Source organism: Streptomyces sp. SLBN-31 (assembly GCF_006715395.1).
Classification (GTDB): domain Bacteria; phylum Actinomycetota; class Actinomycetes; order Streptomycetales; family Streptomycetaceae; genus Streptomyces.
Window position 1 is genome coordinate 3,542,354 of the sequence record NZ_VFNC01000002.1, and the last position, 19,056, is coordinate 3,561,409.

Here is a 19,056-nt window from a genome sequence, read left to right on the forward strand (position 1 = left end):
CTCGATAGCTCCATGTCTAAGCGCTTGCTCAGATCACTAAGGTACCGGCGGGTAGGGAGGGGCGTCCAGAGGAGATCCCGTAACGCTCGTCACTCCGCCCCGGCCGCCGCGAACGCCCCCCTGGCCATCCGGTGCAGCAGCTCGGCGGTGGCCCCGCGGCCCGGCAGGGAACCCGGGCGGCCCAGGTGCGGGGTGGAGTTCAGCAGGCCGAAGACGGAGTGGACGGCGGAGCGGGCGGCGGGCTCCGCCAGGCCCGGATAGACCTCGCGCAGGACCGAGACCCACAGCTCGACGTACTGCCGCTGGAGCTGGCGCACCAGCTTGCGGTCGCTGTCCCGGAGGCGGTCCAGCTCGCGGTCGTGCAGGGTGATCAGGGGACGGTCGTCGAGCGCGAAGTCGATGTGCCCCTCGATGAGCGAGTCGAGGACCGCCTCGGCCGGAGTGCCGTCCACCTCCGCGAGCCGACGCTTGGCGCCGGTCAGCAGCTGGCCGCTGATGCCGACCAGCAGCTCGGCCAGCATGGCGTCCTTGCCCGCGAAGTGGCGGTACAGACCGGGGCCGCTGATGCCGACGGCGGCACCTATCTCGTCGACTCCGACCCCGTGGAAACCGCGCTCGGCGAACAGCCGCGCGGCCTCCTTGAGGATCTGCTCGCGGCGGGTGGGGGCGTCGGTTCTGGTGGCCATGAAGGCAATTCTAGACAGGGAGGTTAGCGGTCGTTAACCTAAAGGAAATGGTTAACGCTCATTAACAGTCGACCACTGGGTGAGGGGACCGCAAGGATGCACGAGGCACCGGAGCTTCACAGCGCGGCCGACCCCGCGTCGGAGGCCTGGAAAGCCAACGAGCGGGCTCATCGCGCGCTCGCCGAGGAGCTGCGCGGCAAGCTGGCCGCGGCCCGCATGGGCGGGGGTGAGAAGGCGCGGGCGAGGCACACCGCGCGCGGGAAGCTGCTGCCCAGGGACCGGGTGGACGCCCTGCTCGACCCCGGCTCGCCCTTCCTGGAGCTCGCGCCCCTCGCCGCCGACGGGATGTACGACGGCGCGGCCCCCGCGGCCGGGGTGATCGCCGGGATCGGGCGGGTGAGCGGCCGCGAGTGCGTGATCGTCGCCAACGACGCCACGGTCAAGGGCGGCACGTACTACCCGATGACGGTGAAGAAGCACCTGCGCGCCCAGGAGGTGGCCCTCGACAACCGCCTGCCGTGCGTCTACCTGGTCGACTCCGGCGGCGCCTTCCTGCCCATGCAGGACGAGGTCTTCCCGGACCGGGAGCACTTCGGGCGGATCTTCTACAACCAGGCCCGTATGTCCGGTGCCGGTATCCCGCAGATCGCCGCCGTCCTCGGCTCCTGCACGGCCGGCGGGGCGTACGTCCCCGCGATGAGCGACGAGGCCGTGATCGTCCGCAACCAGGGCACGATCTTCCTCGGCGGACCGCCGCTGGTGAAGGCGGCCACCGGCGAGGTCGTCACGGCCGAGGAGCTGGGCGGCGGCGAGGTGCACTCCCGGATCTCCGGCGTCACCGACCACCTCGCCGAGGACGACGCGCACGCGCTGCGGATCGTGCGGAACATCGCGGCGACGCTCCCCGCGCGCGGGCCGCTGCCCTGGGAGGTCACCGAGTCCATCGAGCCGAAGGTCGACCCGTACGGCCTGTACGGCGCGGTCCCGGTCGACTCCCGCACCCCGTACGACGTGCGCGAGATCATCGCGCGCGTGGTCGACGGCTCCCGCTTCGCGGAGTTCAAGGCCGAGTTCGGGCAGACCCTGGTCACCGGGTTCGCCCGCATCCACGGACACCCGGTGGGCATCGTCGCCAACAACGGCATCCTGTTCTCCGAGTCCGCCCAGAAGGGCGCCCACTTCATCGAGCTGTGCGACCAGCGCGGCATCCCGCTGCTGTTCCTGCAGAACATCTCCGGGTTCATGGTCGGCAAGGACTACGAGGCGGGCGGCATCGCCAAGCACGGCGCCAAGATGGTGACCGCGGTGGCCTGCACGCGCGTGCCGAAGCTGACGGTCGTGGTCGGCGGCTCCTACGGCGCGGGCAACTACTCGATGTGCGGCCGGGCCTACTCGCCCCGCTTCCTGTGGATGTGGCCCGGCGCCAAGATCTCCGTCATGGGCGGCGAGCAGGCCGCCTCCGTCCTCGCGACCGTCAAGCGGGACCAGTCGGAGGCGCGCGGCGAGGAGTGGCCCGCGGACGACGAGGAGTCGTTCAAGGCGCCGATCCGGCAGCAGTACGAGCGCCAGGGCAACGCCTACTACGCCACCGCCCGCCTGTGGGACGACGGCGTGATCGACCCGCTGGAGACCCGCCAGGTGCTGGGTCTCGCGCTGACCGCGTGTGCCAACGCGCCGCTGGGCGAGCCCCAGTTCGGCGTCTTCCGGATGTAAGGGGGGAGGGACCATGTTCGACACAGTGCTCGTGGCCAACCGGGGCGAGATCGCCGTCCGCGTGATCCGTACGCTCCGCTCACTGGGCGTGCGCTCGGTGGCCGTCTTCTCCGACGCGGACGCCGACGCCCGGCACGTCCGCGAGGCCGACACGGCGGTACGGATCGGTCCGCCGCCCGCCTCCGAGAGCTATCTGTCCGTGGAGCGGCTCCTCGAGGCCGCCGCCCGCACCGGCGCCCAGGCGGTCCACCCCGGCTACGGCTTCCTCGCGGAGAACGCGGCCTTCGCGCGCGCGTGCGCCGACGCCGGGCTGGTCTTCATCGGGCCGCCCGCCGAGGCCATCGCCCTGATGGGTGACAAGATCCGTGCCAAGGAGACGGTGCAGGCGGCCGGAGTGCCTGTCGTGCCCGGCGGCCGCGACCCGGAACTGGCGGAGGCGGCCCGCGCTTTGGGCGCACCCGTGCTGCTGAAGCCGTCGGCCGGCGGTGGCGGCAAGGGCATGCGCCTGGTGCGCGACCTGTCCGTGCTGGAGGACGAGATCGCCGCCGCCCGCCGTGAGGCCCGCGCCTCCTTCGGCGACGACACACTGCTGGTGGAGCGCTGGGTGGACAGCCCCCGGCACATCGAGATCCAGGTCCTGGCCGACGGCCACGGCAACGTCATCCACCTCGGCGAGCGCGAGTGCTCGCTGCAGCGCCGGCATCAGAAGATCATCGAGGAGGCGCCCAGCGTGCTCCTCGACGAGGCGACGCGGTCCGCGATGGGCGAGGCCGCGGTGCAGGCGGCGCGCTCGTGCGGGTACCGGGGCGCGGGCACGGTGGAGTTCATCGTGCCGGGCGAGGACCCGTCGTCGTACTACTTCATGGAGATGAACACCCGGCTCCAGGTCGAGCACCCGGTGACCGAGCTGATCACCGGCCTGGACCTGGTGGAGTGGCAGCTGCGGGTGGCGGCGGGTGAGCGACTGCCGTACGCGCAGGACGACATCACGCTGACCGGGCACGCCATCGAGGCGCGGGTGTGCGCCGAGGATCCGGCGCGCGGGTTCCTCCCCTCGGGCGGCACGGTGCTGAGGCTGGCCGAACCGCAGGGCGACGGCGTCCGCACCGACTCCGGGCTCAGCGAGGGCACGGAGGTCGGCTCGCTGTACGACCCGATGCTGTCCAAGGTGATCGCGTACGGGCCCGACCGGGCGACGGCGATCAGGAAGCTGCGGGCGGCCCTGGCGGAAACCGTGACGCTCGGGGTGCAGACCAACGCCGGGTTCCTGCGCCGGCTGCTGGCGCATCCGGCGGTGGTGGCGGGCGAGTTGGACACCGGGCTGGTGGAGCGCGTGGTGGACGACCTCGTCTCCACGGACGTGCCCGAGGAGGTGTACGAGGCCGCGGCGGCCGTACGCCTGGACGCGCTGCGGCCGCGCGGGCGGGGCTGGACCGACCCGTTCTCCGTGCCGAACGGCTGGCGGCTCGGCGGCACGCCCAGGCCCGTCGGCTTCCCTCTGCGCGTGCAGGACCCCGTCGAGTACGTGCCCCGCGGCACCCACACCGTCACCGACGACACCGTCTCGGTCACCCTCGACGGTGTCCGCCACACCTTCCACCGCGCCGCCGACTGGCTCGGCCGCGACGGCGACGCCTGGCAGGTGCGCGACGGCGACCCCGTGGCCGCGTCCCTGACCCGCGCGGAGCACGCCGGCGCCGACTCGCTCACCGCGCCCATGCCCGGCACGGTCACCGTGGTGAAGGTCGCCGTCGGCGACGAGGTGGCCGCGGGCCAGTCCCTGCTGGTCGTCGAGGCGATGAAGATGGAGCACGTCATCTCCGCCCCGCACGCCGGCACGGTCGCCGAACTGGACGTCGCGCCGGGCACCACGGTCGCCATGGACCAGGTGCTCGCCGTCATCACCCCGGCGGAGGAGGACCAGTGACGCTCCCCATGGTCGTACCGGCCCCGGACCTGCCCGCAAGGGTCCGCATCCACGAGGTCGGCGCGCGCGACGGCCTGCAGAACGAGAAGTCGACCGTGCCGACGGAGGTGAAGGCGGAGTTCGTGCGCCGCCTGGCCGACGCGGGACTGACGACGATCGAGGCGACCAGCTTCGTGCACCCCAAGTGGGTGCCCCAACTGGCCGACGCGGAAGCGCTGTTCCCCATGGTCCGCGACCTGGCCGTGGACCTGCCCGTCCTGGTGCCCAACCAGCGCGGGCTCGACCGGGCCCTCGCCCTCGGCGCGCGCCGCGTCGCCGTCTTCGCCAGCGCCACCGAGTCCTTCGCGAAGGCCAACCTCAACCGCACGGTCGACGAGTCCCTCGCGGTGTTCGACCCGGTCGTGCGGCACGCCAGGGACGAGGGCGCCCATGTGCGCGGCTATGTCTCGATGTGCTTCGGCGACCCCTGGGAGGGCGCGGTCCCGGTCCCCCAGGCCGTCCGCGTGTGCCGGGCGCTGATGGACATGGGCTGCCAGGAGCTGAGCCTCGGCGACACCATCGGCGTGGCGACACCGGGACACGTGGGCGCACTGCTCGCCGCGCTGAACGCGGAGGGCGTGCCCACCGACGTCATCGGCGTGCACTTCCACGACACCTACGGCCAGGCCCTCGCCAACACCCTGGCCGCGCTCCGGCACGGCGTCACGACCGTCGACGCCTCCGCCGGCGGACTCGGCGGCTGCCCGTACGCCAAGTCCGCCACCGGCAACCTCGCCACCGAGGACCTCGTGTGGATGCTGCGCGGTCTCGGCATCGACACCGGAGTCGACCTCGGCCGTCTCGTCGCCACCAGCGCGTGGATGGCCGAACACCTGGGCCGACCCAGCCCTTCCCGCACCGTCCGAGCCCTGTCCCACGAGGACACCGGCGCCCCCGAGGAGCAGTGACCATGGACTTCCGTCTCTCCCCCGAACTGGAGGAACTCCGCCGCACGGTCGAGGCGTTCGCCCACGACGTCGTGGCGCCGAAGATCGGCGACTTCTACGAGCGGCACGAGTTCCCGTACGAGATCGTCCGCGAGATGGGCCGCATGGGCCTGTTCGGGCTGCCGTTCCCCGAGGAGTACGGCGGCATGGGCGGCGACTACCTGGCGCTGGGCATCGCCCTGGAGGAACTGGCCCGTGTCGACTCGTCGGTGGCCATCACCCTGGAGGCGGGCGTCTCCCTGGGCGCGATGCCGATCCATGTCTTCGGCACGCCGGAGCAGAAGGCCGAGTGGCTGCCCCGGCTGTGCTCCGGCGAGATCCTCGGCGCCTTCGGCCTGACCGAGCCCGACGGCGGCAGTGACGCCGGGGCGACCCGGACGACGGCCCGCCTGGACGAGGCGACGAACGAATGGGTGATCAACGGCACGAAGTGCTTCATCACCAACTCGGGCACCGACATCACGGGGTTGGTGACGGTCACGGCGGTCACCGGGCGCAAGCCGGACGGCAGGCCGCTCATCTCCTCGATCATCGTCCCCTCCGGCACCCCGGGTTTCACGGTCGCGGCGCCGTACTCGAAGGTCGGCTGGAACGCCTCCGACACCCGTGAGCTGTCCTTCCAGGACGTGCGGGTCCCGGCCGCCAACCTCCTGGGCGAACAGGGCCGCGGTTACGCCCAGTTCCTGCGCATCCTCGACGAGGGCCGGGTGGCCATCGCGGCGCTCGCCACGGGGCTCGCCCAGGGCTGCGTGGACGAGTCGGTGAAGTACGCCAAGGAGCGGCACGCCTTCGGCCGGCCGATCGGCGCCAACCAGGCCATCCAGTTCAAGATCGCCGACATGGAGATGAAGGCCCACACGGCCCGGCTTGCCTGGCGGGACGCGGCGGCCCGGCTGGTGTCCGGCGCTCCCTTCAAGAAGGAGGCGGCCCTGGCCAAGCTGCACTCCTCCACCGTCGCCGTCGACAACGCCCGCGAGGCCACCCAGATCCACGGCGGCTACGGCTTCATGAACGAGTATCCCGTGGCCCGCATGTGGCGCGACTCCAAGATCCTGGAGATCGGGGAGGGCACGAGCGAGGTGCAACGCATGCTGATCGCCCGCGAGTTGGGGCTCGCCGGCTGACGCCGGGTTCGTAGCGGCACAGGCTGCTCGCAGGCTCGGTGCGGAGCGCAGCACCCACTGGACATCGACTGAGGTTAGGCTAACCTACATTCGAACCTGTCCGGCGGGCGCTCCGCCCCGTTCGAAAGCAGTCATACCCATGCCCCATGCCCGTGCCACCCACCTTTCCCGACGCGGCGTCCTCGCCGCGGGCGGGGCCCTCGGCCTCGGTGCCGCGCTCGCGGCCTGTGGGGACGACGACGCGAAAAGCGGGAGCTCGGGCAGCGGCGAGACGGCGGCCGCCAAGTCCGGTCCCTGGTCCTTCAAGGACGACCGGGGCCAGACCGCCAAGGCGGACAAGGTCCCCTCGAACATCGTCGCGTTCGTCGGTGTCGCCGCCGCGCTGTACGACTACGGCATCCAGGCCAAGGGCGTCTTCGGCCCGACGAGGACCAAGGACGGCAAGGCCGACGTCCAGGCCGGCGACATGGACGTCAGCAAGGTCACCGTCCTCGGCAACGAGTGGGGCCAGTTCAACATCGAGAAGTACGCGGCCCTCGCGCCCGACGCGCTGATCTCCACGATGTTCGACGACGCGGGCACGCTCTGGTACGTCCCGGAGGAGACGAAGAAGAAGATCCTCGCCGTGGGCGCGCCGAGCGTCGGCATCTCCGTCTACGACCGCCAGCTCACCGAGCCGCTGCAGCGGATGCTCCAGCTCGCGAAGTCCCTCGGCGCGGACACCGCTTCGAGCAAGGTGACGGCGGCGAAGAAGGCCTTCGAGGACGCCGCCGCCCGGCTGCGCGCGGCCACCAAGGCCAACCCGGACATCAAGGTGCTGGCCGGCTCCGCGAGCCAGGACCTGTTCTACGTCTCCGGCTCCAACCTCTCCATCGACCTGGAGTACTTCAAGGCCCTCGGCGTGAACCTCGTCGAGCCGCCGGAGAAGGCCAAGGCGAAGGGCGGCGGCTGGTACGAGTCGCTGAGCTGGGAGAACGTCGACAAGTACGCGGCGGACATCATCATGATGGACAACCGCACCTCGGCCATCCAGCCCGCCGACATCACCGAGGCGACCTGGAAGAAGCTCCCCGCGGTCAAGGCGGGCCAGGTCATCGCCCGCAACCCCGAGCCGATCCTGTCCCACGACAAGTGCACGCCCCTGCTGACGAGCCTCGCCGAGGCCATCGAGAAGGCGAAGAAGGTCGCTTGACATGACTACGGCCGTAGCCGCCCCGTTCCGTTTCTTCTCCCTCCAGGTGACCCGGACGAGGCGGCTCGGCCCGTCCCTGGTCCGGGTCACCTTCACCGGCGAGGACCTGGCCCAGTGCCTCTCGCACGGCCTCGACCAGTCGCTGTCGCTGTTCGTGCCGCACCCCGGCCAGTCCGCGCCCGTGGTGCCGCTCGACCTCGGTGACGGCTGGTGGCAGGCCTGGCGCGAACTCCCGGACGACGTACGGGCCGTGATGCGCTCGTACACGCTCCGGGCGCTGCGCCACGATCCCGACGAGATCGACATCGACTTCGTGCTGCACACCCCCGCCGGCCCCGCCTCCGCCTGGGCCGCCCGGGCGGTCGCCGGCGACAACGTGCTGATCCTGGGTCCGGCGATCGCCGACAACCGCGCGATCCGCTTCCGCCCGCCCGCGGACACCGACCTCATGGTGCTGTGGGGCGACGAGAGCGCCCTCCCCGCGGTCTCGTCCGTACTGGAGTCCCTGCCGCCCGGCACCCCCGCCCGGGTCTGGCTGGAGGTGCGCGACGCCGGAAACATCCAGGACCTGCCCACCGCCGCGGACGCCGAGATCACCTGGCTGGTCCGGGACGACGGCCCCGCCCCGTGCTCCCCGCCGGCCCTCGACGCCCTGCGCGCCGCCCAACTCCCGCCCGCGCAGAAGCCGTACGTGTGGATCGCGGGTGAGTCGGGCTGCGTGAAGGAGCTGCGCAGGCACTTCGTGCGCGAGCGGGGCATCGACCGCCGGCGGGTCACCTTCGTCGGTTACTGGCGCCAGGGCCTGAGCGAGGAGCAACTGCGCGCACAGGAGTGACGCCGGTCACTGGAGGGAGAGGATTCGACGCGAGGAACTTAGGTTAGGCTAACCTAAGTTGAAGCCGAGGCTTCCTTCTCTCTCCCACCCCGCACGGACTCCCCACCGGAGGGCCCCCACATGCGCTCGCACCTGCTCAATGACCTCACCGCGGAGCACTACCGCCGCTCCGTGACCGAAGGAGTAGAGCGGGTGGCGGCCAAACTCGCCACCACCGACCGTCCGTTCACCGGTGTCACCGTCGACGCCCTCACCCCCCGGATCGACGCCGTCGACCTGGACCGGCCGCTGGGCGACACCCGCGCCGTCCTGGACGAGCTGGAGGAGGTCTACCTCCGCGACGCGGTCTACTTCCACCACCCCCGCTATCTCGCCCACCTCAACTGCCCGGTCGTCATCCCGGCCGTCCTCGGCGAGGCCGTCCTGTCCGCCGTCAACTCCTCCCTGGACACCTGGGACCAGTCCGCCGGCGGCACCCTGATCGAGCGCAAGCTCATCGACTGGACCGCCGCCCGCATCGGCCTCGGCCCCGGCGCGGACGGCGTGTTCACCTCCGGCGGCACCCAGTCCAACCTCCAGGCCCTGCTGCTCGCCCGCGAGGAGGCCAAGAGCGACAGCCCGGCGAAGCTGCGCGTCTTCGCCTCCGAGGCCGGCCACTTCAGCGTGCAGAAGTCCGCGAAACTCCTCGGCCTCGGCCCGGACGCCGTCGTCACCGTCCCCGTCGACCACGACAAGCGGATGCAGACCGTCGCCCTCGCCCGCGAACTGGAGCGCTGCCGCGAGGACGGCCTGATCCCCATGGCCGTCGTCGCCACCGCCGGCACCACCGACTTCGGCTCCATCGACCCGCTCCCCGAGATCGCCGAACTGTGCGCCCAGTACGGCACCTGGATGCACGTCGACGCCGCCTACGGCTGCGGACTGCTGGCCTCCCTCAAGCACCGGCACCGCATCCAGGGCATCGAGCGCGCCGACTCCGTCACCGTCGACTACCACAAGTCCTTCTTCCAGCCGGTGAGTTCGTCCGCCGTCCTGGTACGCGACGCCGCGACCCTGCGCCACGCCACCTACCACGCCGAATACCTCAACCCGCGGCGCATGGTGCGCGAGCGCATCCCCAACCAGGTCGACAAGTCCCTGCAGACCACCCGCCGCTTCGACGCCCTCAAGCTGTGGATGACGCTGCGGGTGATGGGCGCCGACGGCGTCGGCGAACTCTTCGACGAGGTCTGCGACCTGGCGGAGGAGGGCTGGCGGCTGCTGACCGCCGACCCCCGCTTCGACGTCGTCGTCCGGCCGACCCTGTCCACCCTCGTCTTCCGCTACGTCCCGGCCGGCGTGACAGACCCCGCCGAGATCGACCGCGCCAACCTGCACGCCCGCAAGGCCCTGTTCGCCTCCGGGGCCGCCGTAGTCGCGGGCACCAGGGTCCACGGCCGCCACTACCTGAAGTTCACCCTGCTCAACCCCGAGACGACGGCCGAGGACATCGCCGCCGTCCTCGACCTGATCGCCGGCAACGCCGAGCAGTACCTGGGAGAGTCCCTTGACCGCGCTTGCTGAACCCGCCCCGCACACCTACGACTTCGTGGGCATCGGGCTCGGCCCCTTCAACCTCGGCCTGGCCTGCCTGACCGAACCGATCACCGAACTCGACGGCCTCTTCCTGGAGTCCAAGCCGGACTTCGAGTGGCACGCGGGCATGTTCCTGGACGGCGCCCACCTGCAGACCCCGTTCATGTCGGACCTGGTCACCCTCGCCGACCCCACCTCGCCCTACTCCTTCCTCAACTACCTGAAGAGCAAGGGCCGGCTGTACTCGTTCTACATCCGCGAGAACTTCTACCCGCTGCGCGTCGAGTACGACGACTACTGCCGCTGGGCGGCCGGCCGGCTCAGCAGCGTCCGGTTCGGTACGACGGTGCGCGAGGTGACGTACGAGGACGGGCTGTACGTCGTGCGCACCGAGGCCGGCGACACCTTCCGCGCCCGCCGTCTCGTCCTCGGCACCGGTACGGTCCCCTACGTCCCGGAGCCCTGCCGGCACCTGGACGGCGACCTCATCCACACCGCGCAGTACGTACACCGCAAGGCGGAACTGCAGCGCAAGGCGTCGATCACGGTCGTCGGCAGCGGGCAGAGCGCCGCGGAGATCTACCACGAACTCCTCGCCGAGATCGACGTCCACGGCTACGAACTCAACTGGGTCACCCGCTCCCCTCGGTTCTTCCCGCTGGAGTACACCAAACTCACCCTGGAGATGACCTCCCCGGACTACATCGACTACTTCCGCGCGCTGCCCGAGGAGACCCGCTACCGGCTGGAGAAGCAGCAGAGGGGCCTGTTCAAGGGCATCAACTCGGATCTGATCGACTCGATCTTCGACCTGCTCTACCAGAAGGACGTCGAGAGCGGCGACCGCCCGGTCCCCACCCGCCTGCTCACCAACTCCTCGCTGAACAAGGCCTGTTACCAGGACGGCCACTACACCCTGGTCTTCCACCAGGACGAACAGGACAAGGACTTCGAGATCCGGACCGAGGGTCTGGTGCTGGCCACGGGCTACCACTACGAGCCGCCGGCCTTCCTCGCCCCGATCCGCGACCGCCTCCGTTTCGACGGCCACGGCCGCTTCGACGTCGCCCGCAACTACTCCATCGACACCACGGGCCGGGGCGTCTTCCTGCAGAACGCGGCCGTGCACACGCACAGCGTCACCTCCCCCGACCTGGGAATGGGCGCCTACCGCAACAGCTACATCATCCGCGAGCTGCTCGGCACCGAGTACTACCCGGTCGAAAAGACCATCGCCTTCCAGGAGTTCGCCGTATGACCTTCACCTTCCGCCCCCTGGACCCGCTGCGGGACGCCGAGCTGCTCCACGCCTGGGTGACCCATCCGAAGGCGGCGTTCTGGATGATGCAGGACGCGAAGCTGGAGGACGTCGAGCGGGCCTACATGGAGATCGCGGCCGACGAGCACCACCACGCGCTGCTCGGGCTCGACGAGGACGGCGTGCCCGCCTTCCTCATGGAGAGGTACGACCCGGCGCACCGCGAACTCGTCGGCCTGTACGAGCCGTTGCCCGGGGACGTGGGCATGCACTTCCTCACACCGCCCACCGACACACCCGTCCACGGCTTCACCCGCGCCGTCATCACCGCCGTCATGAGGCATCTCTTCGAGGACCCGGCGGTCAGGCGCGTGGTCGTCGAACCGGACGTCTCCAACAAGGCCGTCCACGCCCTGAACGAAGCCGTCGGGTTCATACCCGAGCGGGAGATACAGAAGCCGGAGAAGAAAGCGCTGTTGAGCTTCTGCACACGCGAGCGGTTCGAGAAGGCGGTGCCGGCATGACCCTCGCCGACGCCGTCTCCCACCTCTCCCCCGAACGGTGGGAGAAGGCCAACCGCCACCTGATCCGCAAGGCCCTGGCCGAGTTCGCGCACGAGCGGCTGATCACGCCGGAGGAGGACGGCGACGCGTACGTCGTCCGCGGCGACGACGGCCTGACCAGCTACCGCTTCACCGCCGTCCGCCGCGCCCTCGACCACTGGCGGATCGACCCCGCCTCCCTCTCGCGCACCCGTGCCGGAGCCGAACTCCCCCTTGCCGCACTGGACTTCTTCGTCGAGCTGAAGGACACCCTCGGCCTGAGCGACGAGATACTCCCGGTCTACCTGGAGGAGATCTGCTCCACCCTCTCCGGCACCTGCTACAAGCTCACCAAACCGCAGGTCCCGGTCGCCGAACTGGCCCGCTCCGGCTTCCAGGCCATCGAGACGGGCATGACCGAGGGCCACCCCTGCTTCGTCGCCAACAACGGACGGCTCGGCTTCGGCATCCACGAGTACCTGTCGTACGCCCCGGAGACCGCGAGCCCGGTCCGTCTGGTGTGGCTGGCCGCCCACCGTTCCCGCGCGGCCTTCACCGCGGGCGTCGGGATCGAGTACGAGACCTTCGTGCGCGACGAGTTGGGCGAGGCCACCGTCGAGCGCTTCCACGGCGTCCTGCGCGAGCAGGGCCTGGACCCCGCCGACTACCTGTTCATCCCCGTGCACCCCTGGCAGTGGTGGAACAAGCTCACCGTCACCTTCGCCGCCGAGGTGGCCCGCCGCAACCTGGTCTGCCTGGGCGAGGGCGACGACGAGTACCTGGCCCAGCAGTCCATCCGGACCTTCTTCAACCGCTCCCACCCCGAGAAGCACTACGTCAAGACGGCCCTGTCCGTCCTCAACATGGGCTTCATGCGCGGACTCTCGGCCGCGTACATGGAGGCGACGCCGTCGATCAACGACTGGCTGGCGCAGCTCGTCGAGGGCGACCCGGTGCTGAAGTCGACGGGGCTGACGATCATCCGGGAGCGGGCCGCCGTCGGTTACCGGCACCTGGAGTACGAGAAGGCGACCGACCGCTACTCGCCGTACCGCAAGATGCTGGCCGCGCTGTGGCGCGAGAGCCCGGTGGCCGGCCTCCGGGACGGCGAGTCGCTCGCCACGATGGCCTCCCTGCTGCACGTCGACCACGAGGGCGCGTCGTTCGCGGCGGCCCTGATCGAGCGGTCGGGTCTGGCGCCGGTCCAGTGGCTGCGGCAGTACCTGCGGGCGTACTTCGTGCCGCTGCTGCACAGCTTCTACGCCTACGACCTGGTCTACATGCCGCACGGCGAGAACGTGATCCTCGTGCTGAGGGACGGCGCCGTGCAGCGCGCGATCTACAAGGACATCGCCGAGGAGATCGCCGTCATGGACCCGGACGCGGTGCTGCCGCCGGAGGTGCGGCGGATCCGGGTCGAGGTGCCGGAGGACAAGAAGCTGCTGTCGATCTTCACCGACGTCTTCGACTGCTTCTTCCGCTTCCTCGCCGCGAACCTCGCCGACGAGGGCGTCCTGGAGGAGGACGACTTCTGGCGGACGGTCGCCGAGGTCACCCGCGAGTACCAGGCGTCGGTGCCCGAACTCGCCGGGAAGTTCGAGCGGTACGACCTGTTCGCGCCCGAGTTCGCGCTGTCCTGCCTCAACCGGCTGCAGCTGCGGGACAACCGGCAGATGGTCGACCTGGCGGACCCGTCGGGCGCCCTCCATCTGATCGGAACCCTCGACAATCCCGTCGCCCGGTTCTGATCACGGCGGGCGGGCACCCCGGAGTACGGTCCTCGGGGGTGCCCGCCCGGCATCAGCGGCCTACCGCGCGGGCCACGGCACCTGCGGAGACCGGTAGTACCCGATGCCCAGCGCGTCCCACCGCGGCCCCTGCGCGGCGAGGCGCACCCGGTAGGCGTCCCAGCCGAGCGCGGACGCCCGCGACCAGCCGAGTTCGGCGGCACCCGCGAGCCGCGGGAAGGCCATCTGGTCGATGTCGGCGCTCGTCGCGATCGTCTCGGTCCACAGCGGTGCCTCGACGCCCTTGACCGCCGAACTCGGCGCTCCGGGAAGGTAGTCGCCGGGATCCCAGTCGTAGGACCGCCTGACCTCCACCAGGCCGGCCCAGTCCTGGCCGAGCGGGGTGTCCTCGGTGTACTTCATGTCGAGGTAGATCCGGTCGGCGGGCGAGAGGATCAGCCCGGTGCCTGCCTGCGCGGCCTTCGCGACCTGCTCCTTCTCCGCGGCGCTGGTGTCGTCCAGGCCCCAGTACTGGGCGAGGGCGCCCTTGGCCGGGTGCGCGCCGGTCAGCTGGTGCCAGCCGATCACCGTCTTGCCGTACTTGGCGACGACCGGCTGCACCCGGTCCATGAACTTCACGTAGTCCTCGTGGCTGGTGGAGTGCGCCTCGTCGCCGCCGATGTGCAGGTAGCGGCCGGGCGTGAGCGCCGCCAGCTCGCGGATGACGTCGTCCACGAAGTCGTAGGTGAGGTCCTTGCCGACGCACAGCGAGCTGAAGCCGACGTCGGTGCCGGTGTAGAGCGGGGGTGCCACTCCGTCGCAGTTGAGGTCGGCGTAGGAGGCGAGGGCCGCGTTGGTGTGGCCGGGCATGTCGATCTCCGGCACGACCTCCAGGTAGCGGGAGGCCGCGTAGCGGACGATCTCCTTGTAGTCGGCCTTGGTGTAGTGGCCGCCCGCGCCGCCGCCGACCTCGGTGGAGCCTCCGTAGGTCGCCAGGCGTGGCCAGGAGTCGATCGCGATGCGCCAGCCCTGGTCGTCGCTGAGGTGCAGATGCAGCTTGTTGATCTTGTAGAGGGCCAACTCGTCGATGTAGCGCTTGACCTGGGCCACGGTGAAGAAGTGGCGGGAGACGTCGAGCATCGCGCCGCGGTAGGCGTAGCGCGGGCGGTCGGTGATCCTGCCGCCCGCGACCAGCCACGGTCCGGGCTGTACGGAGTCCTTCTCGACGGCCGCCGGGAGCAGTTGGCGCAGGGTCTGGATACCGTGGAAGAGGCCGGCGTGCTCGTCGGCCGTGATGCGGACGCCGTCGGGTCCGCTGTCGAGGCGGTAGCCCTCCGGCCCGAAACGGCCGTGGGTCAGGCGCAGTTGGATGCCGGTGCTGCCGTGTGTGACCAGGGGCAGCCGGTAGCCGGTCGACGGGCGCAGGATGTCGGCCAGGTACTGGCCGAGCCGGCGCGCTTTCAGGGTGTCGTCGACGCGGATGACGGTGGAGTCGGTGATCCGGTACGAGCCGCCGCCCGGTCTGACCGACTCGGGGGCCGGGACCACCCTGTCGAGGGGGGCCGGACTCGCTTTCGTCACCGAGGTCACCGTGGTCGCTCCTACCGTGAAGGTGCCTGCCGCCGCCACGAGCAGCAGCGATCCCAGAACGCGGTGCAGTCTCACATGCACTCCCTCCGATTGGTAGAGACCACTCTCCCGCACAACCGGTGAAACAATCCCCCCATGGCGGAAATCATCCAGAAGGACGGCACGTGGGCCTTCGACGGCGATGCCCTGCGGCTGACCCCCGGACGGGACAGAAACGTCAGCCTCCTTCGCCGGACCCTGGGTGAACTCATCGTCCCTCTGGGCGCGTTGGCCGGTGTCTCGTTCGAGCAGGGCAAGAAGTCGGGGCGGCTCAGGCTGCGGCTGCGCGACGGCGCCGACCCGCTGCTGCACGCCTCCGGGGGCCGTCTGACCGAGCCCAACGACCCCTACCAACTGCTCGTGGAGTCCGACCGCTACGGGGTGGCCGAGTACTTCGTGGACGAGGTCCGCAGCGCCCTGCTGCTGGACGAGGTTCCGTCCGAGCCGGTGAACGAGTACCTGCTGCCGGGTCCCTCCGTGCCCCTGTCGGTCTCCGCCGGGGACGGCACGGCGAGCTTCGACGGCGAGCACGTACGCCTGGAGTGGAACTGGAAGACGGAGGACGCCAAGGCCGCCGCCGGTACCCGCACGCTCGCCGTCACCGATCTGCTCGGGGTGGAGTGGCAGCCGGCCGTCGGCCTGGAGAACGGGCATCTGCGGTTCGCGGTGCGGGGCGCGCAGACGAGCGCGCCGGCCAAGTACGACCCGAACTCCGTGGAGCTGTGGGGCTTCAGGAAGGACCCGCTGATGGCTCTGGTCGCGGCGGCCGTCCAGGCCCGGCTGCCGCACCCGTCCGCGGCGACGTCGGCGGCGACGTCCGAGGAGCCGCGGAAGGAGCTGCGGGAAGCGCCCCGGGACGACCACGACGCGCTGCTGCGCCGGCTGCGCGAGCTCGGGGAGCTGCACCGCACGGGCGTGCTGACGGACGAGGAGTTCCAGATGGCCAAGCAGGCGGTCCTCAAGCGCATGTGAGGACCGTGTCGGGGGCGGTGGTGAAGGTGCCCAGGGTGCCCAGCAGGTGGGCCTCGGCCGGGTCGAAGCCCTCGTGGCCGACGCCGTAGTAGTACGTGCGGCCGGGGCGCAGGTGGGTGAGCCTGGCGTGCAGGTAGTACTGCGTGTGGTCGCCGCTCGCGCCGACGCCGGCCGGGGTGTGCAGGCTGCGGACCTCGGCCTCGATCCTGCGGGAGAGGTCCCAGGGGTGGGCGCCGACGCGGATGAAGGGCTTCTTCACGGTGACCGGGACCTGCCAGGAGATCGTCATCTCGGTGCGCGGGTCGTTGCCGAAGGCGAGGTGGCGGCCGAAGGGGGCGACGAGCGCGCCGTCGACGTACTCGGCCCGGTTCTGGCTCTGGGTCGGCACGGCTGCCCGGGCGACCGCGCCCGGCACGAACGCGCCACCGGCGACGGCGCCTATCGTGACGGCGCCGCCTCTCATCAGGTTGCGCCGGGAGAATCTGGCGCGCAGGTACTCGTGCTGCTCGGCCATGCTCATGCGCTCGGCGAGCTGCTCGGGTACGCCCATACGAGGAATGTCCATGGCGTCTGAAACTCGTCCACACGAGCGACCGGACACCAGGCGGGGGATGGCCGGGCCGCAAACAGAGGTTCATGAGAACCCCAAAGAACGCCTCCAGGACCTTGCCCGATATCGGGCAGGATTCTTGCGAAAGCCTCGCTCTTACCCCAGGATCTACCGGGTGCACGACGAACTCGTTGATCATCTGACGCGGTCCACGCCTCTGAGCCGGGGCGAGGCACTGCGGGTGATCCAGGACGTGCTCGCCTACTTCGACGAGACGACCACGCAGTACGTCCGTCGCCGCCACCGCGAGCTGCAGGCCCAGGGCCTGGTGAACGCGGAGATCTTCGAACGGATCGAGGCGGACCTGCACTACCGTGCGGTGGCTCCGCCGGAGCTCACGCTCAGGCAGCTGCGCCGCATCGTCTACGGCTGACTCCTACGGCCAGAGAAACGGGATACCTATACATGTGCGGAATCGTCGGATACATCGGGAAGCGTGACGTCGCCCCCCTGCTGCTGGAGGGCCTGCAGCGCCTGGAGTACCGCGGCTACGACTCGGCGGGCATCGTCGTCACCTCTCCGAAGACGGCCGGCCTGAAGATGGTCAAGGCCAAGGGCCGGGTGCGCGACCTGGAGGCGAAGGTCCCGGCCCGCTTCAAGGGCACGACCGGTATCGCCCACACCCGCTGGGCCACCCACGGCGCCCCGTCCGACGTGAACGCCCACCCGCACATGTCGGCCGACCACAAGGTCGCCGTCGTCCACAACGGCATCATCGACAACGCCTCCGACCTGCGCCGCAAGCTGGAGGCGGACGGCGTCGAGTTCCTCTCCGAGACCGACACCGAGGTCCTCACCCACCTGATCGCCCGCTCGCAGGCCGAGAAGCTGGAGGACAAGGTCCGCGAGACCCTGCGGGTCATCGAGGGCACGTACGGCATCGCCGTGATGCACGCCGACTACCCCGACCGCATCGTGGTGGCGCGAAACGGCTCCCCGGTCGTCCTCGGCATCGGCGAGAAGGAGATGTTCGTCGCCTCGGACATCGCCGCGCTGGTCGCCCACACGCGGCAGATCGTGACCCTCGACGACGGCGAGATGGCCACCCTCAAGGCCGACGACTTCCGCACCTTCACCACCGAGGGCACCCGTACGACGTCGGAGCCGACCACCGTGGAGTGGGAGGCGGCCTCCTACGACATGGGCGGCCACGACACCTACATGCACAAGGAGATCCACGAGCAGGCCGAGGCGGTCGACCGCGTGCTGCGCGGCCGCATCGACGACCGCTTCTCCACCGTGCACCTCGGCGGCCTCAACCTGGACGCCCGTGAGGCCCGGCAGATCCGCCGGGTGAAGATCCTCGGCTGCGGCACCTCGTACCACGCGGGCATGATCGGCGCCCAGATGATCGAGGAACTGGCCCGCATCCCCGCGGACGCCGAGCCGGCCTCCGAGTTCCGCTACCGCAACGCGGTCGTGGACCCCGACACCCTGTACGTCGCCGTCTCCCAGTCCGGCGAGACCTACGACGTCCTGGCCGCCGTCCAGGAGCTCAAGCGCAAGGGCGCGCGGGTGTTCGGCATCGTCAACGTGGTCGGCTCGGCGATCGCGCGCGAGGCGGACGCGGGCATCTACGTCCACGCCGGCCCGGAGGTCTGCGTCGTCTCCACGAAGTGCTTCACCAACACCACGGTCGCCTTCGCCCTGCTCGCCCTGCACCTGGGCCGCACCCGTGACCTGTCGGTGCGCGACGGCAAGCGCATCATCGAGGGCCTGCGCAAGCTGCCCGAGCAGATCACCGAGGTCCTTCAGCAGGAGGACGAGATCCAGAAGCTGGCCGAGCAGTACGCCGACGCCCGCTCGATGCTCTTCATCGGCCGGGTCCGCGGCTACCCGGTGGCCCGTGAGGCCTCCCTGAAGCTCAAGGAGGTCTCCTACATCCACGCGGAGGCCTACCCCGCCTCGGAGCTCAAGCACGGCCCCCTGGCCCTCATCGAGCCGGCCCTTCCCACGGTGGCGATCGTCCCCGACGACGACCTGCTGGAGAAGAACCGCGCCGCGATGGAGGAGATCAAGGCCCGCAGCGGCAGGATCCTGGCGGTGGCCCACCAGGCCCAGGAGAAGGCCGACCACACGGTCGTGGTGCCCAAGAACGAGGACGAGCTGGACCCGATCCTGATGGGCATCCCGCTCCAACTACTCGCCTATCACACGGCACTTGCCCTCGGCCGGGACATCGACAAGCCGCGGAACCTCGCGAAGTCGGTGACGGTCGAGTAGTAACCACCGTGTCCGCGGCGGGAGATGAGCGGCGCGGACGTGAACGACCCCCTGTGT

General features: G+C 70.4%; 15 protein-coding genes and 1 pseudogene. 13 read left to right on the forward strand and 3 right to left on the reverse strand.

The features are described 5' to 3' along the window. Positions 1-89: 89 nt before the first annotated feature. Positions 90-686, reverse strand: a complete 597-nt coding sequence (locus FBY22_RS36005; RefSeq protein WP_142152151.1) for a TetR/AcrR family transcriptional regulator — start codon at positions 684-686, stop codon at positions 90-92. 96 nt (positions 687-782) lie between these two features. On the opposite strand from FBY22_RS36005, the gene FBY22_RS36010 reads away from it, so the two are divergent. From FBY22_RS36010 to FBY22_RS36055, 10 genes are all read left to right on the forward strand, one after another. Continuing rightward, the gene (locus FBY22_RS36010; RefSeq protein WP_142152152.1) at positions 783-2,399 is read left to right on the forward strand and encodes a carboxyl transferase domain-containing protein; all 1,617 of its coding nucleotides are present in this window, start codon (positions 783-785) and stop codon (positions 2,397-2,399) included. Positions 2,400-2,412: 13 nt separating this feature from the next. Next, positions 2,413-4,326: a biotin carboxylase N-terminal domain-containing protein gene (locus FBY22_RS36015; RefSeq protein ID WP_142152153.1), complete on the forward strand. Its 1,914-nt coding sequence runs from the start codon at positions 2,413-2,415 to the stop codon at positions 4,324-4,326. Further along, the gene (locus FBY22_RS36020; RefSeq protein ID WP_142152154.1) at positions 4,323-5,273 is read left to right on the forward strand and encodes a hydroxymethylglutaryl-CoA lyase; all 951 of its coding nucleotides are present in this window, start codon (positions 4,323-4,325) and stop codon (positions 5,271-5,273) included. Before FBY22_RS36015 ends, FBY22_RS36020 begins: the two co-directional genes overlap by 4 nt. A 2-nt stretch (positions 5,274-5,275) precedes the next feature. Beyond that, on the forward strand, positions 5,276-6,436 hold the full coding sequence (locus FBY22_RS36025) for an acyl-CoA dehydrogenase family protein (protein WP_142152155.1): 1,161 nt from the start codon (positions 5,276-5,278) through the stop codon (positions 6,434-6,436). Positions 6,437-6,575: 139 nt separating this feature from the next. Beyond that, entirely contained in the window at positions 6,576-7,628 is a 1,053-nt protein-coding gene (locus FBY22_RS36030) for an ABC transporter substrate-binding protein (RefSeq protein ID WP_142152156.1), read from the forward strand. Between the two features lies 1 nt (position 7,629). Then, entirely contained in the window at positions 7,630-8,463 is an 834-nt protein-coding gene (locus FBY22_RS36035; RefSeq protein ID WP_142152157.1) for a siderophore-interacting protein, read from the forward strand. A gap of 120 nt (positions 8,464-8,583) precedes the next feature. Continuing rightward, on the forward strand, positions 8,584-10,026 hold the full coding sequence (gene desA / locus FBY22_RS36040) for a lysine decarboxylase DesA (RefSeq protein WP_142152158.1): 1,443 nt from the start codon (positions 8,584-8,586) through the stop codon (positions 10,024-10,026). Further along, positions 10,010-11,296: a lysine N(6)-hydroxylase/L-ornithine N(5)-oxygenase family protein gene (locus FBY22_RS36045; RefSeq protein ID WP_142152159.1), complete on the forward strand. Its 1,287-nt coding sequence runs from the start codon at positions 10,010-10,012 to the stop codon at positions 11,294-11,296. The genes desA and FBY22_RS36045 overlap by 17 nt, the downstream gene beginning before the upstream one ends. Further along, entirely contained in the window at positions 11,293-11,820 is a 528-nt protein-coding gene (locus FBY22_RS36050) for a GNAT family N-acetyltransferase (protein WP_142152160.1), read from the forward strand. The genes FBY22_RS36045 and FBY22_RS36050 overlap by 4 nt, the downstream gene beginning before the upstream one ends. After that, the gene (locus FBY22_RS36055; RefSeq protein ID WP_142152161.1) at positions 11,817-13,586 is read left to right on the forward strand and encodes an IucA/IucC family siderophore biosynthesis protein; all 1,770 of its coding nucleotides are present in this window, start codon (positions 11,817-11,819) and stop codon (positions 13,584-13,586) included. The genes FBY22_RS36050 and FBY22_RS36055 overlap by 4 nt, the downstream gene beginning before the upstream one ends. A gap of 60 nt (positions 13,587-13,646) precedes the next feature. Here the strand turns inward: FBY22_RS36055 and FBY22_RS36060 are convergent, their stop codons facing one another. Further along, entirely contained in the window at positions 13,647-15,230 is a 1,584-nt protein-coding gene (locus FBY22_RS36060) for a beta-N-acetylhexosaminidase (RefSeq protein WP_142152162.1), read from the reverse strand. Positions 15,231-15,290: 60 nt separating this feature from the next. Between FBY22_RS36060 and FBY22_RS36065 the strand changes: the two genes are divergently transcribed. After that, the gene (locus FBY22_RS36065) at positions 15,291-16,166 is read left to right on the forward strand and encodes a DUF4429 domain-containing protein (RefSeq protein ID WP_142152163.1); all 876 of its coding nucleotides are present in this window, start codon (positions 15,291-15,293) and stop codon (positions 16,164-16,166) included. Positions 16,167-16,173: 7 nt separating this feature from the next. Here FBY22_RS36065 and FBY22_RS36070 read toward each other — a convergent pair. Next, positions 16,174-16,716, reverse strand: a pseudogene (locus tag FBY22_RS36070) (fibronectin type III domain-containing protein); the annotation flags it as partial. Positions 16,717-16,891: 175 nt separating this feature from the next. On the opposite strand from FBY22_RS36070, the gene FBY22_RS36075 reads away from it, so the two are divergent. Both FBY22_RS36075 and glmS read left to right on the forward strand, forming a co-directional pair. Continuing rightward, on the forward strand, positions 16,892-17,149 hold the full coding sequence (locus FBY22_RS36075) for a hypothetical protein (protein ID WP_142152164.1): 258 nt from the start codon (positions 16,892-16,894) through the stop codon (positions 17,147-17,149). A 32-nt stretch (positions 17,150-17,181) separates the two neighbouring features. After that, a complete protein-coding gene (gene glmS, locus FBY22_RS36080) occupies positions 17,182-18,999 on the forward strand; it encodes a glutamine--fructose-6-phosphate transaminase (isomerizing) (RefSeq protein WP_142152165.1) in 1,818 nt (605 codons plus the stop codon). Positions 19,000-19,056: the final 57 nt, after the last annotated feature.